We start from the raw sequence: 14,685 nt of genomic DNA on the forward strand, positions 1-14,685 counted from the left end.
GGAGGCCGGGGCAAGGGATCACCGCTTACCCTCGTGTCCATGACTGACGTACGCGCTGACCTGCTCCAGCAGATCAAGGACAAGGCCGTGGTGCACGGCAAGGTGACCCTCTCCTCGGGCCTGGAAGCCGACTGGTACATCGACCTGCGCCGGATCACGCTGGACGGCAAGGCCGCGCCGCTGGTCGGCCAGGCCATGCTCGACGCCACCGTCGAGCTGGACTACGACTGCGTCGGCGGGCTGACGCTGGGCGCCGACCCGGTCGCCACCTCGATGCTCCACGCCTCCGCCGCACGCGGGGAGAGCCTGGACGCGTTCGTCGTCCGCAAGGCGCAGAAGGCGCACGGGATGCAGCGCCGGATCGAGGGCACCGACGTGAAGGGCCGCCGCTGCCTGGTCGTCGAGGACACCTCCACCACCGGCGGTTCGCCGCTGACCGCCGTCGAGGCCGTACGGGAGGCGGGCGGCGAGGTCGTCGCCGTCGCCGTGATCGTCGAGCGCGGCGCCGCTCCGGCCATCGCCGAGGCCGGTCTCCCGTACGTACAGGTCTACTCGGTGGCCGACCTCGGCCTCGCCTGATCCTTCCGCCTGATCCCTCCGCCTGATCCCTCCGCCTGAGCCATTTCGGACCTCACGGACCGTTTCACGTGAAACAGGGTCCGCCGGGTGGAGCCGGACGAGGAGTCTGGGAAGATGGGGGCGACGATGACGTCGCCCCCAGGTCAGGGACTCATAGCCTGCACACCCGCACATCCCAAGGAGCGGTCAGATGCCCATCGCAACCCCCGAGGCGTACGCCGAGATGCTCGACCGGGCAAAGGCGGGCAAGTTCGCCTACCCGGCCATCAATGTCACCTCGACGCAGACCCTGCACGCGGCTCTGCGCGGCTTCGCGGAGGCCGAGAGCGACGGCATCGTCCAGATCTCCACGGGCGGTGCGGAGTTCCTGGGCGGCCAGTACAACAAGGACATGGTCACGGGCGCGGTCGCCCTGGCCGAGTTCGCGCACATCGTCGCCGCCAAGTACGACGTCACCGTCGCGCTGCACACCGACCACTGCCCCAAGGACAAGCTGGACGGGTACGTACGTCCGCTGCTCGCCGTCTCCGCCGAGCGCGTCGCCAAGGGTCTGAACCCGCTGTTCCAGTCCCACATGTGGGATGGCTCGGCCGAGACCCTCGCCGACAACCTGGCCATCGGCCAGGAGCTGCTGGCCCAGGCCGCCGCCGCCAAGATCATCCTTGAGGTCGAGATCACCCCGACCGGCGGTGAGGAGGACGGCGTCACGCACGAGATCAACGACGAGCTGTACACGACCGTCGACGACGCGCTGCGTACCGCCGAGGCGCTCGGCCTGGGCGAGAAGGGCCGCTACCTGCTGGCCGCCTCCTTCGGCAACGTCCACGGCGTCTACAAGCCGGGCAACGTCGTGCTCCGCCCGGAGCTGCTGAAGGACCTCCAGTCGGGCGTCTCCGAGAAGTACGGCAAGCCGGCCGGCAGCCAGCCGTTCGACTTCGTCTTCCACGGCGGCTCGGGCTCCACCGCTGAGGAGATCGCCACCGCGCTGGAGAACGGCGTCGTGAAGATGAACCTCGACACCGACACCCAGTACGCCTTCACCCGCCCGGTCGCGGACCACATGTTCCGCAACTACGACGGTGTCCTGAAGGTCGACGGCGAGGTCGGCAACAAGAAGACCTACGACCCCCGCACCTGGGGCAAGGCCGCCGAGGCTGGCATGGCCGTGCGCGTCACCGAGGCGTGCGCGAACCTGCGCTCGACCGGCACGAAGCTGAAGTAACCACACGTCAGTACCGACGTACGGGTGTACCGAGGTACGGGTGTACCGATGTGCGGATGTACCGATGTGCGGCGTCGGGCCCGGTCCTCCTTCCGGAGGGCCGGGCCCGTTGCCGTGCCGCTGCGAGAGGGAGGGCCCGTCATGGCCGAGCTGTACGACTTCGACACCGCCGTCGACCGCCGGGGCACCTGGTGCGTCCAGTGGGACGGGGTCGCGGACCGGTTCGGGGTCGACGGGCTGCTCCCGTTCACCATCTCCGACATGGACTTCGCCACCGCCCCCGAGGTGCTCGCCGCACTGCGGGCCCGGCTGGACCACGGCGTCTTCGGCTACACCACCTGGCAGCAGGACGACTTCCGCTCGGCCATCGCGCACTGGTACGCCACCCGGTACGGCACCGAGATCGACACCCGGCAGCTCGTGTACGGCCCGTCCGTGCTCAGCCAGCTCTCCCAGCTCCTCCAGATGTGGACGGGCGAGGGGGACGGGGTCGTCGTCCACACCCCCACGTACGACGGCTTCCGCAAGGCGATCACCGGGCTCGGGCGTGAGCTGCGCGGGGTGCCGGTGGGGGACGAGGAGGCGCTGGTACGGGAGCTGGCGCGGCCGGACGCGAAGGTCCTGGTGCTCTGCTCGCCGCACAACCCGACCGGACGGGTCTGGACGGGCGCCGAGCTGACCCGGATGGCGGAGCTGGCGGAGCGGCACGGGGTGGCCGTGATCAGCGACGAGATCCATGCGGACTTCGTGCACGAGGGAGGCGTCCATGTGCCGTGGACGCGGGTGGCCGGTGAGGGCCGCTGGGCGCTCATCACCTCCGGGTCCAAGGCCTTCAACTTTCCGGCGCTGACCGGTTCGTACGGGCTCATCGGCGATCCGGCGGACCGGACGGAGTATCTGCGGCGGATGGAGACGGCGGAGGGGCTGGCGTCGCCTGCCGTGCTGTCGCTGACCGCGCACATCGCGGCGTACCGGGAGGGCGAGCCGTGGCTGGACGCGGTGCGGGCGTACGTGGCGGGGAACCTGGCGTACGTCGCGGAGAGGCTCTCCGCCGACCTGCCCGAGCTGGGGTGGGAGCCGCCGCAGGCCGGGTACCTGGCGTGGATCGACCTGCGGGCGGCGGGGGTCGTGGACGACGCGGAGTTGCAGCGGGTGCTGGTGGAGCGGGAGAAGGTCGCGATCATGGGCGGGGCGGTCTACGGGGCGCCGGGGTTCGTGCGGCTGAACGTGGGGTGCCCCCGGGGGAAGGTGGAGCGGGGGGTGGAGGCGCTGGTGCGGGCGGTGCGGGCCGTGCGGTAGCCGCGTGGTTTCGGGGGCGCTGCCCCCGGGCCCCCGCTCCTCAATCGCCGGAGGGGCTTGATTGGGGCAAGCTGGCCCCATGGCCGCTGCCTCCGCTCCCGGGGAGATCCGGGTCGCCTCCCCCGTCGGGCGCTGGGTCGTGCTGACCACCGTGCTCGGGTCCGGCATGGCGATGCTCGACTCCACCGTCATCAACGTCGCCCTGCCCCGCATCGGCGCCGACCTCGACACCGATCTGGCCGCGCTCCAGTGGACCGTCAACGCGTACATGCTCACGCTCGCCGGGCTGATCCTGCTCGGCGGGGCGCTCGGGGACCGGTACGGGCGGCGGCGGGTCTTCGTCGTGGGGATCGTGTGGTTCGCGCTGGCCTCGCTGCTCTGCGGGATCGCGCCGAACGCGGGCGTCCTCATCGCCGCGCGGGCCCTGCAAGGGGTGGGCGGCGCGCTGCTCACGCCGGGGTCCCTCGCGCTCATCCAGGCCAGCTTCCATCCCGACGACCGGGCGCGGGCCGTGGGGCTCTGGTCCGGGTTCGGCGGGGTCGGGGCGGCCGTGGGGCCGTTCGTGGGCGGGTGGCTCGTGGACGGGCCCGGCTGGCGGTGGGTGTTCCTGCTCAACCTGCCGCTCGCCGCGATCTGCGTGCCCATCGCCCTCCGCCACGTACCGGAGTCGCGGGATCCGGCGGCGCACGGCCGGTTCGACGTGCTGGGGGCCGCGCTCGGGGCGCTGGCGCTGGCCGGGGTGACGTACGCGCTGATCGAGGCGCCGGAGCAGGGTGCCTCGCCGCTCGTGATCGGGGCGGCGCTCGGCGGGGTGCTGCTCGGGGTGGCGTTCGTGCTGGTGGAGCAGCGGCGGGCGGATCCGATGCTGCCGCCGTCGATCTTCCGCTCCCGGCTGTTCACCTCGGTCAACCTGGTGACGTTCTGCGTGTACGCGGCGCTCGGCGGCTTCTTCTTCCTCTCCGCGATCCAGCTCCAGGTGGTCGCCGGGTACTCGGCGCTGGGGGCCGGTACCGCGCTGCTGCCCACCACGGTGCTCATGCTGCTGTTCTCCGCCTGGTCGGGGGAGCTGGGGCGGCGGATCGGGCCGCGCATCCCGCTGACGGTGGGGCCGCTGCTGGCCGCCGCCGGGATGCTCCTGATGCTGCGGGTGGGGCCGGGCAGCGCGTCCTTCGGCGGGTACGTGGGTGAGGTGCTGCCCGCCGTCACGGTGCTGGGCGCCGGGCTCGTCGTGGTCGTGGCGCCGCTCACCGCGACGGTCCTGGCCGCCGTGGACACCGGGCGCGCCGGTCTGGCCAGCGGGATCAACAACGCGGCCGCCCGGGCCGCCGGCCTGATCGCGGTGGCCGCGCTCCCGCTGCTCGCCGGGATGGGTCCGGACGCGTACCGGGACGCGGGCGAGTTCGCGGCGACCTTCCGGCGGGCGATGCCGATGTGCGCGGGGCTGCTGGTACTGGGCGCGGTCATCGCCTGCTGGACCGTGCGCACCCCGGCGGTCACCCCCGAGCGGAAACGGGCGGAGGAGCGCCCCGAGTGCACCGTCCACTGCGGGATCGTGGCCCCGCCGCTGGAGCCGGAGCGGGCGCGGGAGGCCGGGCGGTGAGCCCGCCCCCCCCAGGTGTCCGGAGCGCGCGCCGTGAGCCGTCTTCCCGTCACCGGAACGGGCGCGGGAAACCGGGCAGTGAGGCGGCCGGTGAGGTGTCACCCGCGTCCCGGTCCAGGCACACTTGATCCATGTCCATCCACGAGAACCTTCTCGGGGGCCCCGCCCCGACCCATCTGCCCGACGACCCCGAGCCGCGCGAGCTGCTCGCCGCCGGTACCCCGCCCGCCGAGGTCGCCGCGAAGTACCCCACCTCCTCGCTCGCCTGGGCGCAGCTCGCCGACGAGGCGTACGAGGGCGGCCGGGTCATCGAGTCGTACGCGTACGCCCGTACCGGCTACCACCGCGGCCTCGACTCCCTGCGCCGGGCCGGCTGGAAGGGCCACGGCCCCGTACCGTTCGAGCACGAGCCGAACCGTGGCTTCCTGCGCGCCCTGCACGCCCTGGCGCGGGCCGCCGGGGCCATCGGGGAGACCGAGGAGCACGAGCGCTGCTCGACCTTCCTGCGCGACTCCTCGCCGACCGCCGCCGACATCCTGAGCTGACCTTCCCGGCGCTCCCCGCCCAAGCGAGACGGGCGGGGAGGCGCTTAGTATGCGAGCAGGGGACCGGAGCTCCATCACCTCACGGAAGGGGCGGACCGCTACCCGGAAGCTCGTGTCGAGGAGACAGCGATGTCGACGAATCACCCCGACCCCGAAGCCACCGGTGCGGACACCCCGCACCTCGACTTCGCGGGAACGACTCCGTACGAGGACTATGTCCAGGCGGATGTCCTGACCCACCTCCAGCACCTCCGCTCGGACGACCCCGGCGAGATGGTCTTCCTGGTCACCACCCAGGTCATGGAGCTGTGGTTCACGGTCATCGTCCATGAGTGGGAGACCGCCACCCGCGCCCTGCGCGAGGACCGCATACCGGTCGCCCGCGACGCCCTGAAGCGTTCGCTGCGCGAGCTGGAGGCGCTCAACGAGTCCTGGCGGCCGCTGGCCGGACTCACCCCCGCCCAGTTCAACTCCTACCGGGGCTCGCTCGGGGAGGGCTCCGGATTCCAGTCGGCGATGTACCGGCGGATGGAGTTCCTGCTCGGCGACAAGTCCGCCTCCATGCTGGTGCCGCACCGGGGCGCGCCCCGGGTGTACGCCGAGCTGGAGAAGGCGCTCGGGGAGCCGAGCCTGTACGACGAGACGCTCGCGCTGCTGGCCCGCCGCGGGTACGCCGTCCCCGAGTCCGTCACCACCCGGGACCTGACCCAGCGGTACGAGCCGTCGCCCGAGGTCGAGGCGGTGTGGGCGGAGATCTACTCGGCCGCCGACCAGAACGACGAGCTGGTCCGCCTCGGTGAGCTGCTCACGGACGTCGGCGAGCTCGTCTGGCGATGGCGTAACGACCACCTCGTCGCCACCCGCCGCGCGATGGGCTCCAAGACCGGCACCGGCGGTTCCGCCGGGGTGGCCTGGCTGGAGAAGCGCGCCACGAAGAACGTGTTCCCGGAGCTGTGGACGGCGCGCAGCCATGTCTGAGACCACGAGTACGGAGTTGCGTGAGCGCGCTGCCGCCCTCGACGCCGCCGATCCGCTGGCCGACCGCCGCAAGCTCTTCGCGCTCGACGACGGCGTCTACCTTGACGGCAACTCGCTCGGCGCGCTCCCCGTCCACGTCCCCGCCCGTGTGCAGGACGTCCTCACCCGCCAGTGGGGCGAGCTGCGTATCCGGTCCTGGGGCGAGAGCGGCTGGTGGACCGCGCCCGAGCGGATCGGCGACCGGATCGCCCCGCTCGTCGGGGCCGCCGCCGGGCAGATCGTCGTCGGTGACTCGACCAGCGTGAACGTCTTCAAGGCCGTCGTCGCGGCCACCCGTCTCGCCGCTCTCGCGGGCGAGGGACGCGACGAGATCCTGGTTGACGCCACGACGTTTCCCACGGACGGGTACATCGCCGCCTCCGCCGCCCGGCTGACCGGCCACCGCGTCGTGCCGGTCGCGCCCGACGACGTACCGTCCGCGCTCGGGGAGCGTACGGCCGCCGTCCTCCTCAACCAGGTGGACTTCCGTACGGGGAGGCTGCACGACCTGCCCGCTCTGACCGCCGCCGTCCACGCGGCCGGCGCGATCGCCGTCTGGGACCTCTGCCACAGCGCGGGCGCCCTGCCGGTCGGTCTGGACGAGCACGGGGTGGACCTGGCGATCGGCTGCACGTACAAGTACCTGAACGGCGGCCCCGGTTCGCCCGCGTACCTGTACGTCGCCGAGCGCCACCAGGCCGCCTTCGACTCGCCGCTGCCGGGGTGGAACTCGCACGCCGACCCGTTCGGTATGACCCCCGACTACGCCCCGGCGGACGGTTCCGTACGGGGCCGGGTCGGCACGCCCGACATCGTCTCCATGCTCACGCTGGAGGCGGCGCTGGACGTGTGGGACGGCGTGTCGGTGGACACGGTGCGGGCCAAGTCGCTGGCGCTGACGGACTTCTTCCTGGAGTGCGTCGAGGCGTACGTACCGGAGGGCCGGGTCGTCTCCGTCACCCCGGCCGCGCACGCCGAACGCGGCAGCCAGGTCGCCCTGCGCTGCGCCGAGGCCGAACCCGTGATGCGTCGGCTCATCGAGCGGGGCGTCGTGGGCGACCTGCGGCGGCCCGATGTGCTGCGGTTCGGATTCACCCCGCTGTACGTGGGGTTCGCCGACGCGGAACGGGCGGCGCGGGTCCTGGCCGAGGTGCTCGACGAGGTGCCCGCCGTCTGACGGCCCGTCCATGCGTGTGCGACCGGGCGGGGGCGGTGCCGATCACTGGTACCGTCCCCGCAGGTCAACCCAGTTGGGCACCTGACACAGGCACCTGACACAGGCACAGGCACCTGACACAGGCACAGGACACAGGCATAGGACGGTTGAGCAGCATGTCGGATTCCCCGGGCTTTCCGGACTCTGCCGCGCGTGATCGGGACGACGCCGAGACCGAGTCGGCGCTCGCGCATCCGGTGGTCGCCCCCGACCGGACCGCCGCCTACGGCGACCATCCCGACCAGGTCATCGACTTCTACGCGCCGCGCGACGGCCGCACCGCCGCTCCCCTCGTCGTCCTGCTGCACGGCGGCGCCTGGCGGGCCCCCTACGACCGGGCGCACGTCTCCCCGCTCGCGGACTTCCTGGCCCGGCGGGGGTTCGCCGTGGCGAGCGTGGAGTACCGGCGCGGCGGCGAGGGCGAGCCGGTGCCCGGTGGTGACCCCGCGGCCGGGCGCTGGCCGGAGACCTTCGACGACGTCGCCGCCGCGCTCGACGCCGTACCGGCGCTGGCCGCCCGGGAGTTGCCGGAGGCCGACGTGCGCCGGATCGTGGTCACCGGGCACTCCGCGGGCGGCCACCTCGCGCTCTGGGCGGCGGCGCGCCATGTGCTGCCCGAGGGGTCGCCGTGGCACCTGCCGGCCCCGCCGCCGCTGCGCGGGGTCGTCGCGCTGGCCCCGATCGCGGACTTCGCCACGTCGGTCGAGCTGGGGGTGTGCGGCGGTGCGGTCACCCAACTCCTGGGGGAGGGCGGGGAGTCGGAGGACCGTACGGCCCAGGCCGACCCCGCCGCCCTGCTGCCCACCGGGATCGCCACCGCGATCGTGCACGGTGAGGAGGACATCGTCGTCCCGCCGGCCGTCTCGGAGGCGTACGTCGACGCGGCGGCGAAGTCCGGAGAGATGGTCGGGCTCACCCTGCTCGGCGATGTCGGGCACTTCCCGCTGATCGACCCGGCCGCCGACGCCTGCGCGATCGTGGCGGAGGAGATCACGCAGTTGGCGTGGTGAGGTCTTCGATGCGCCGTTCCCGTTGCGCCCTTCCGTCGCGGACAGAAGCTGACCGCAAGGGTCCCTAGGTTGGTTGGTGCCGGACCGAACGGCCGGAACTGACGAAGTCGGACCTGACGAAGTCGGACCTGACGAAGGAGACCCGCAATGACGATCCTGGTGACCGGAGCCACGGGAACGGTCGGCCGACGAGTGGTCGAGCACCTGATGGAGCGCGGCGAGCACGTCCGGGCCGTGACCCGCGACCCGGCGCGGGCGGAGTTCCCCGCGGGCGTCGACGTGGTCCGCGGTGACCTCGCCGACCCGGCGTCGCTGGAGAGCGCGCTTGAGGGCGTGACCGGGCTGCACCTGATCACCTTCGACGGCGGCTTGTTCGCCCCGCTGACGAGCGGCGAGGAGCTCATGGAGCGGGCCCGCGCGGCGGGGGTGCGCCGGGTGACCGTGCTCAACGGCGGCGGGGACACCCCGATGGAGACCGCGGTACGGGGGAGCGGGCTGGCGTGGACGGTCGTCATGCCGGTCGAGTTCATGGCGAACGCCCTGGAGTGGGCGCCGGACATCAAGGCCGAGGGTGTGGTCCGTGAGCCCTTCGTCGACCGGCTGAGCGCGATGGTCCACGAGTCCGACATCGGTTCGGTCGCGGCGACGGCCCTCACCGAGGACGGCCACGGCGGCCAGGTGTACCTGGTCACCGGGCCGCAGGCGCTGACCGTCCGCGACAAGGTGGCGGCCATCGCGGCGGCGCGGGGGCAGGAGATCGGGCTGGTGGAGCTCACCGAGGAGGAGGCGCTCACCGGGTGGCGGGCCAAGGGGATGCCCGAGGACGTCATCGCGTTCCTGATCCAGGTCTACCGGGACACCCCGCCGGAGGGGAAGACGGTGATCGACACCGTCGAGAAGGTCACCGGGCGGCCGGCGCGGACGTTCGCGCAGTGGGCCGGGGAGAACGCGGAATTCTTCCGTCCGTAGGGGCCGCGGGGGAGGGGCCAGGGCGGTCTCAGGGCGGTCTCGGGGCGGCGTCGGGGGGCGCCGCCCCGGGGCGCGAGTAGGGCGCGTAGTCCTTGAGAGGGATGCCCCGGAATCAGCATCGATAGGGACGACCCGTACTCCGCCGCCGCCTACCGTGGAAACGTGACCGAGACCCAGACGAAGACCAGTAGCCCGGAGATCCGGGCGGCCGCCGGCGCGATGGACGGCCTGCGGGAAGACCTCTTCCGCGATGTGTTCGCCTACCGCCCGCTGCCGCCCCTCTCGCCGGAGGGGCGGTTCATACGCCGGCTGCCCGACGGGCTGAAGCGGGCCGTCGTCTGGACCCCGCACGCCCTGGTGCTGTTCGCCGCCTTCATCGTGATGATGGCCGGGTTCGCCAACTGGCACTTCCGCATCTTCATGGGGCTGGTGCCGGCGATCGCGGTCGCGATGACGCTGGTCAGGCCGGTCGCCGCGTTCTGGGCGTCCTGGGCCGCGACCCTCTTCTGCGCGCTCCTGGGCAGTGAGGGGCTCTGGGGGCCCAGCGCCTTCATCGCGCAGGTGGTGGTCCTGGTGGTCGTGGCCGCCCGGACCCGGCCCCGTACGGCGGTGTGGATGTGGCTGCTGACCCTGCTGCTCGGCGTGGTGCTGGAGGGCGGCGACCCGTCCATCACCGCGCCCCTGGCCGTCCTCTCAGCCTTCGCGCTGCTCGTCGTCGCCATCTTCCAGGTCCGGCGCGAGGCCGAGCAGGACGTCCGCGACGCCGAGCGCGAGGTGACCGTGCAGCGCACCGTCACCGCCGTGGAGCGCGACCGGCGCACCCTGCTGGAGGAGCGCACCACCATCGCCCGGGAGCTGCACGACGTGGTCGCCCACCACATGTCGGTCGTCGCGATCCAGGCGGAGGCCGCCCCCTACCGGGTGGAGAACCCGCCGCCCGAGTTGGAGCAGGCCTTCGTCACCATCCGGGAGAACGCGGTGGCCGCCCTCACCGAGCTGCGCCGCGTCCTCGGAGTCGTCCGGGCCGAGGATTACGAGGCCCCGGACGCCCCGCAGCCCACGCTCGCCGTCCTGGACGGGCTCCTGGACAACGTCCGCGAGACGGGTCTGGAGACGGAGAAGGTGATCACCGGGGCCGTCCGCGAGCTGCCCCAGGGCGTGGAGCTGTCGGCGTACCGGATCATCCAGGAGGCCCTCAGCAACACCCTGCGGCACGCGCCGGGCGCCACGGCCCGGGTCGAGATCTCGTACGTCCTCGGTGGGATAGGCCTGCGGATCGTCAACGGGCCTCCCAGGGGCCTGGTCAAGCCGTCCCCGGGGGCCGGGCACGGGATCACCGGGATGCGGGAGCGGGTCGCGATGCTCAGCGGGGTGATGACGGCGGCGGCGACGGAGGACGGCGGGTACGAGGTCGCGGTGTTCCTGCCCGTCCCGCCGGCCGAGAGCGAGCCGGACGAGCGGGGTGGCCGGGGCGCCGAGGCGCAGACCGTCGTCATCGAACGGGACGGTGGCGCATGAGCGGCACCGGCACCACCGCGGGGGCGGGCACCGACACCCGCGTCCTGATCGTCGACGACCAGATGATGGTCCGCGAGGGCTTCTCCGTCCTGCTCAACGCGATGCCGGGCATCACGGTGGTGGGGGAGGCGGTGGACGGACGGCAGGCCGTCGCCCAGGTCGCCGCCCTGCGCCCGGACGTCGTCCTGATGGACATCCGGATGCCCGAGATGAACGGCATCGAGGCCACCCGCGAGATCGTCGCCCAGGACGCGGACGCCAAGGTGCTGGTGCTGACGACGTTCGACCTCGACGAGTACGTGTACCAGGCGCTGCGGGCCGGGGCCTCGGGCTTCCTCCTGAAGGACGCCTCGGCCCGGCAGCTCGCGGACGGCGTACGGGTGGTGGCCTCGGGGGAGGCCCTGCTCGCGCCGACCGTCACCCGGCGGCTGATCACCGAGTTCTCCAAGCTCGCGGAGGCCCCGCGGCCGCCCGCCCTCGCCCGGATCGGGGACCTCACGGAGCGCGAGACGGAGGTGCTCGTCCTGATCGCGCAGGGGCTCTCCAACGCGGAGATCGCCTCGCACCTGATCGTCGCGGAGTCCACGATCAAGACGCATGTGAGCCGGATCCTGGTGAAGCTGGGGCTGCGCGACCGGACGCAGGCGGCGGTGTTCGCGTACGAGGCGCGGCTGGTCACGCCGGGGTAGGGGCCGGGGGCCCGGACCCTGGCAGGGCCTCTTGCGGTGGTGGTGGGCGCGGGTAGCGTCGGGTCATGCATGTGTCCTTCGATCCCTGGTCGCCCGCCTTCGTCGCCGATCCCTACCCCGCTTACGCCGCCCTGCGCGCTGCCGGCCGGGCGCACTGGTTCGAGCCGACCGGGCAGTGGCTGATCCCGCACCACTCCGACGTATCGGCCCTGCTGCGCGACCGGCGCCTCGGCCGTACGTATCTGCACCGCTTCACCCACGAGGAGTTCGGCCGTACGCCGCCGCCCGCCGCGCACGAGCCGTTCACCACGCTCAACGGGCAGGGGCTGCTCGACCTGGAGGCCCCCGACCACCCCCGGATCCGGCGGCTCGTCTCCAAGGCGTTCACCCCGCGTACGGTCGAGAACCTCGCCCCGACCGTACGGCGGCTGGCGGCCGGGCTGGTCGACACGTTCGTGGCCCAGGGCGGCGGGGACCTCCTGGCGGAGGTCGCCGAGCCGCTGCCGGTCGCCGTGATCGCGGAGATGCTGGGCGTGCCGGAGGAGGACCGGGGGCCGCTGCGGCCCTGGTCGGCGGCGATCTGCGGGATGTACGAGCTGAATCCGTCCGAGGAGACGGCGAAGGCGGCCGTGCGGGCGTCGGAGGAGTTCTCCGCCTATCTGCGCGGGCTGATCGCCGAGCGGCGCACGGCTCCCGGCGACGACCTGATCTCGGCGCTCATCGCCGCCCACGACGACGGGGAGCGGCTGACCGAGCAGGAGATGGTCTCCACGTGTGTGCTCCTGCTGAACGCGGGCCACGAGGCGACGGTGAACACCACGGTCAACGGGTGGCGGACGCTCTTCCACCACCCGGAGCAGCTCGCCGCCCTGCGGGCCGCGCCCGCGTCGCTGCCGACGGCTGTGGAGGAACTCCTGCGCTACGACACCCCGTTGCAGCTGTTCGAGCGGTGGGTGCTGGACGACATCGAGGTGGACGGCCAGGTGATCGGGCGCGGGGCGGAGGTGGCGCTGCTGTTCGGCTCGGCCAACCGGGACCCGGAGCGGTTCACGGACCCGGAGCGGCTGGACCTGACCCGGCCGGACAACCAGCACGTGTCGCTCGGTGCGGGCATCCACTACTGCCTGGGCGCTCCGCTGGCGCGGCTCGAACTGGCGGCGTCCTTCGGGGAGTTGCTGCGGAAGGCGCCCGCGATGCGGATGGTGGCGGAGCCGGAGTGGCAGCCCGGGTATGTGATCCGGGGGCTGAAGGAGCTGGTGGTGGAGGTGTGACCGACTCAGGGGAGGTGTGGCCGACTCAGCAGGGGGAGCCGCAGTCCTGGAGTGCCTGGGGGGCGGCCAGGACGTCGAAGGCGTAGCCGAAGGCGGCGAGCCCGGCGACGGCCGCCGCCAGGCCGGCCGCGAGGCGCCACCGGCGCCGGGCGGCGGCGAGGATCGCCAGGGCGGTGGCGGCTCCGCCGAGGGCCATGACGGGGAGGCCCAGCCAGAGGACGGCGGGATTGGTCTCGCCCTCGAAGCCGCCCAAGAGAGCGGTTCTGCCGTACGGGAACCAGGCCGCGATGCCCGCGAGGGCGCCGAGGAGGGCGGCCGCGCAGCCGATGGTGCCGGTGACGGCTTCTTGTCGGGTCTCCATAGGTGGGGGGACGCGGTGGGGTGGGCGGGCGGTTCCGCGCCGCGTTTCGGGGGCGCTGCCCCGGACCCCCGCTCCTCAAGCGCCGGAGGGGCTACTCAGGTCAGCGGGTACGACGTCCGGCCCGAGGCCTCGTCGATCTCGTCGTGGGCCTTGGTCAGGAGCTTCATCGCCAGTTCGTTCAGGGCCCTGGCCCCCGCGATCTCCTCGCCGACCCGCTGCTGGTCCTCGTCCGAGGGGTGGCGGCTGGCGTAGCCGTGGGCGCGTACCTCGGTTCCGTCGGAGAGGCGGACCAGGGCCGCCGCGCGAGTCCGGTGCGAGTCCTCCTCGAATTCGAGCTCGACGTGCCATCCGACAGCGACTCGGGGCATGGTGGTGCTGGTCATGGCGGTCACCTCCGCGGCCGATTCCCGTACATCTCCGCGTACGTATCGCGTACATATCGCGTACGTATCGCGCGTATCGCATACGTGTCTCGTGCGTGTCGCGTACGTACCCCTCTAGCGTGCCCCCGCGGCCCCGCCCGCGCTCGCCGGGAGCGGCAGCATCAGGCCCCAGGCGCCCGCCCGCACGGTCCACGTCCGGGTCCGGACCGGGCCGCCGGTCTGTATGTCGGCCCGGTAGCGGAAGTCCGCGCCCGAGACGGTGACGGCCTTGGCCTCCACCGTGACGTCCTCGCCGGCCGGGGTGCGGACCACCACGTCGGCGAGGCCCCCGTCGCCGTGGGAGAGCACCGAGACGCCCCGCACAGGCGCGTCCAGGTCGCTCAGCAGCACCCCGTCCGCCTCCACCCGCAGCCGGTACGTCCCCGGGGGCGCGGTGGCGGCGCCCGGGGCCGCCGGGCGGACCAGGGACGTCATCAGGGAGCGGCAGGTGTCCCAGACGGCCGTGACGCCCGTGTGCGGGGCCCCCGCACCGGGCGCCGGCGTGGGGGCGGGGATGCACAGCCGGCCGAGCACCACGCCGTCGCTGTCGTCCACCAGCAGGTCCAGCCGCCGCACCGCCCCGTCCAGCGCCGTCCGCGCGGCCGCCACCGCGCCCCGGGGCACGCCGAGCGCGTGGGCCACCTCCAGGGCGTGCGCGGCGCCCACGGGGATCAGGGAGAGGACGCCCCGGGCGAGCTCCCGCTCCCGGTGGAGCTGGGCCACGGCACGCAGCAGCGCGGCGTCGTCGCCGACCACCACCGGGCGGCGCGAACCCCGCCGGGACAGGGCCCGGGCGAACTCCTCCGGGGTGTCCGGAAGGCAGATCTTGGCGTGCGAGCCGGCGCTCAGCACGTCCTTCGCGATACGGACGGATTCGCCGTCGGTCCGGCGGGCGACCGGGTCGATGACCACCAGAAGCTGGTCGCCGCCGTCGCCGGGGGGCTCTGCAGCCGACACCTGGGTCCTT

The 14,685-nt window shown here is 73.0% G+C and carries 15 protein-coding genes; 12 read left to right on the forward strand and 3 right to left on the reverse strand.

Features of this window, described 5'->3' with window-relative positions:
- The first annotated feature begins 39 nt into the window (after nt 1-39).
- The 12 genes from pyrE (at nt 40) to ACFWRT_RS25185 (ending at nt 12,935) form a co-directional block, all read left to right on the forward strand.
- The gene (gene pyrE, locus ACFWRT_RS25130; protein WP_380949760.1) at nt 40-579 is read left to right on the forward strand and encodes an orotate phosphoribosyltransferase; all 540 of its coding nucleotides are present in this window, start codon (nt 40-42) and stop codon (nt 577-579) included.
- A gap of 190 nt (nt 580-769) precedes the next feature.
- Nucleotides 770-1,801, forward strand: a complete 1,032-nt coding sequence (gene fbaA / locus ACFWRT_RS25135; protein ID WP_018514124.1) for a class II fructose-bisphosphate aldolase — start codon at nt 770-772, stop codon at nt 1,799-1,801.
- A 141-nt stretch (nt 1,802-1,942) separates the two neighbouring features.
- The gene (locus ACFWRT_RS25140; protein ID WP_380949761.1) at nt 1,943-3,100 is read left to right on the forward strand and encodes a MalY/PatB family protein; all 1,158 of its coding nucleotides are present in this window, start codon (nt 1,943-1,945) and stop codon (nt 3,098-3,100) included.
- Nucleotides 3,101-3,179: 79 nt separating this feature from the next.
- The gene (locus tag ACFWRT_RS25145; RefSeq protein ID WP_380949762.1) at nt 3,180-4,700 is read left to right on the forward strand and encodes an MFS transporter; all 1,521 of its coding nucleotides are present in this window, start codon (nt 3,180-3,182) and stop codon (nt 4,698-4,700) included.
- 131 nt (nt 4,701-4,831) lie between these two features.
- Nucleotides 4,832-5,245 carry a DUF3151 domain-containing protein gene (locus ACFWRT_RS25150; RefSeq protein ID WP_018514127.1) on the forward strand — a complete coding sequence of 138 codons (414 nt, stop codon included), beginning with the start codon at nt 4,832-4,834 and terminating at the stop codon, nt 5,243-5,245.
- 129 nt (nt 5,246-5,374) lie between these two features.
- A complete protein-coding gene (locus ACFWRT_RS25155) occupies nt 5,375-6,223 on the forward strand; it encodes a tryptophan 2,3-dioxygenase family protein (protein WP_380949763.1) in 849 nt (282 codons plus the stop codon).
- Nucleotides 6,216-7,439 (forward strand): kynureninase, encoded by a 1,224-nt coding sequence (gene kynU, locus ACFWRT_RS25160; protein ID WP_380949764.1) that lies wholly within the window; start codon nt 6,216-6,218, stop codon nt 7,437-7,439. Before ACFWRT_RS25155 ends, kynU begins: the two co-directional genes overlap by 8 nt.
- Nucleotides 7,440-7,594: 155 nt before the next feature.
- Nucleotides 7,595-8,488, forward strand: coding sequence for an alpha/beta hydrolase family protein (locus tag ACFWRT_RS25165; protein ID WP_380949765.1), 894 nt, complete (start codon nt 7,595-7,597; stop codon nt 8,486-8,488).
- 147 nt (nt 8,489-8,635) lie between these two features.
- Nucleotides 8,636-9,457, forward strand: coding sequence for an NmrA family NAD(P)-binding protein (locus ACFWRT_RS25170; RefSeq protein WP_380949766.1), 822 nt, complete (start codon nt 8,636-8,638; stop codon nt 9,455-9,457).
- A gap of 162 nt (nt 9,458-9,619) precedes the next feature.
- Nucleotides 9,620-10,975: a sensor histidine kinase gene (locus tag ACFWRT_RS25175; RefSeq protein ID WP_380949767.1), complete on the forward strand. Its 1,356-nt coding sequence runs from the start codon at nt 9,620-9,622 to the stop codon at nt 10,973-10,975.
- Complete coding sequence (locus ACFWRT_RS25180) at nt 10,972-11,664, forward strand: response regulator (RefSeq protein ID WP_380949768.1); 693 nt, start codon at nt 10,972-10,974, stop codon at nt 11,662-11,664. The genes ACFWRT_RS25175 and ACFWRT_RS25180 overlap by 4 nt, the downstream gene beginning before the upstream one ends.
- Nucleotides 11,665-11,729: 65 nt before the next feature.
- The gene (locus ACFWRT_RS25185) at nt 11,730-12,935 is read left to right on the forward strand and encodes a cytochrome P450 (protein WP_380949769.1); all 1,206 of its coding nucleotides are present in this window, start codon (nt 11,730-11,732) and stop codon (nt 12,933-12,935) included.
- Between the two features lie 25 nt (nt 12,936-12,960).
- On the opposite strand, the gene ACFWRT_RS25190 is transcribed toward ACFWRT_RS25185, so the two are convergent.
- The 3 genes from ACFWRT_RS25190 to ACFWRT_RS25200 all read right to left on the reverse strand — a co-directional run bounded on the left by ACFWRT_RS25190 (nt 12,961) and on the right by ACFWRT_RS25200 (nt 14,675).
- Complete coding sequence (locus tag ACFWRT_RS25190) at nt 12,961-13,296, reverse strand: hypothetical protein (RefSeq protein WP_380949770.1); 336 nt, start codon at nt 13,294-13,296, stop codon at nt 12,961-12,963.
- A 95-nt stretch (nt 13,297-13,391) separates the two neighbouring features.
- Nucleotides 13,392-13,664, reverse strand: coding sequence for a DUF1876 domain-containing protein (locus tag ACFWRT_RS25195; protein WP_380949784.1), 273 nt, complete (start codon nt 13,662-13,664; stop codon nt 13,392-13,394).
- 129 nt (nt 13,665-13,793) lie between these two features.
- A complete protein-coding gene (locus ACFWRT_RS25200; RefSeq protein WP_380949771.1) occupies nt 13,794-14,675 on the reverse strand; it encodes a diacylglycerol kinase family protein in 882 nt (293 codons plus the stop codon).
- Between the last annotated feature and the right edge of the window lie 10 nt (nt 14,676-14,685).

It is taken from the genome of Streptomyces cyaneofuscatus, assembly GCF_042718795.1.
GTDB lineage: Bacteria > Actinomycetota > Actinomycetes > Streptomycetales > Streptomycetaceae > Streptomyces > Streptomyces cyaneofuscatus_A.

What these genes read in the sequence shown, in the direction of transcription:
- pyrE (WP_380949760.1), top strand. Translation starts at nt 40, where the DNA reads ATGACTGACGTACGCGCTGACCTGCTCCAGCAGATCAAGGACAAGGCC.
- fbaA (WP_018514124.1), top strand. Translation starts at nt 770, where the DNA reads ATGCCCATCGCAACCCCCGAGGCGTACGCCGAGATGCTCGACCGGGCA.
- ACFWRT_RS25140 (WP_380949761.1), top strand. Translation starts at nt 1,943, where the DNA reads ATGGCCGAGCTGTACGACTTCGACACCGCCGTCGACCGCCGGGGCACC.
- ACFWRT_RS25145 (WP_380949762.1), top strand. Translation starts at nt 3,180, where the DNA reads ATGGCCGCTGCCTCCGCTCCCGGGGAGATCCGGGTCGCCTCCCCCGTC.
- ACFWRT_RS25150 (WP_018514127.1), top strand. Translation starts at nt 4,832, where the DNA reads ATGTCCATCCACGAGAACCTTCTCGGGGGCCCCGCCCCGACCCATCTG.
- ACFWRT_RS25155 (WP_380949763.1), top strand. Translation starts at nt 5,375, where the DNA reads ATGTCGACGAATCACCCCGACCCCGAAGCCACCGGTGCGGACACCCCG.
- kynU (WP_380949764.1), top strand. Translation starts at nt 6,216, where the DNA reads ATGTCTGAGACCACGAGTACGGAGTTGCGTGAGCGCGCTGCCGCCCTC.
- ACFWRT_RS25165 (WP_380949765.1), top strand. Translation starts at nt 7,595, where the DNA reads ATGTCGGATTCCCCGGGCTTTCCGGACTCTGCCGCGCGTGATCGGGAC.
- ACFWRT_RS25170 (WP_380949766.1), top strand. Translation starts at nt 8,636, where the DNA reads ATGACGATCCTGGTGACCGGAGCCACGGGAACGGTCGGCCGACGAGTG.
- ACFWRT_RS25180 (WP_380949768.1), top strand. Translation starts at nt 10,972, where the DNA reads ATGAGCGGCACCGGCACCACCGCGGGGGCGGGCACCGACACCCGCGTC.
- ACFWRT_RS25185 (WP_380949769.1), top strand. Translation starts at nt 11,730, where the DNA reads ATGCATGTGTCCTTCGATCCCTGGTCGCCCGCCTTCGTCGCCGATCCC.
- ACFWRT_RS25190 (WP_380949770.1), bottom strand. Translation starts at nt 13,296, where the DNA reads ATGGAGACCCGACAAGAAGCCGTCACCGGCACCATCGGCTGCGCGGCC.
- ACFWRT_RS25195 (WP_380949784.1), bottom strand. Translation starts at nt 13,664, where the DNA reads ATGCCCCGAGTCGCTGTCGGATGGCACGTCGAGCTCGAATTCGAGGAG.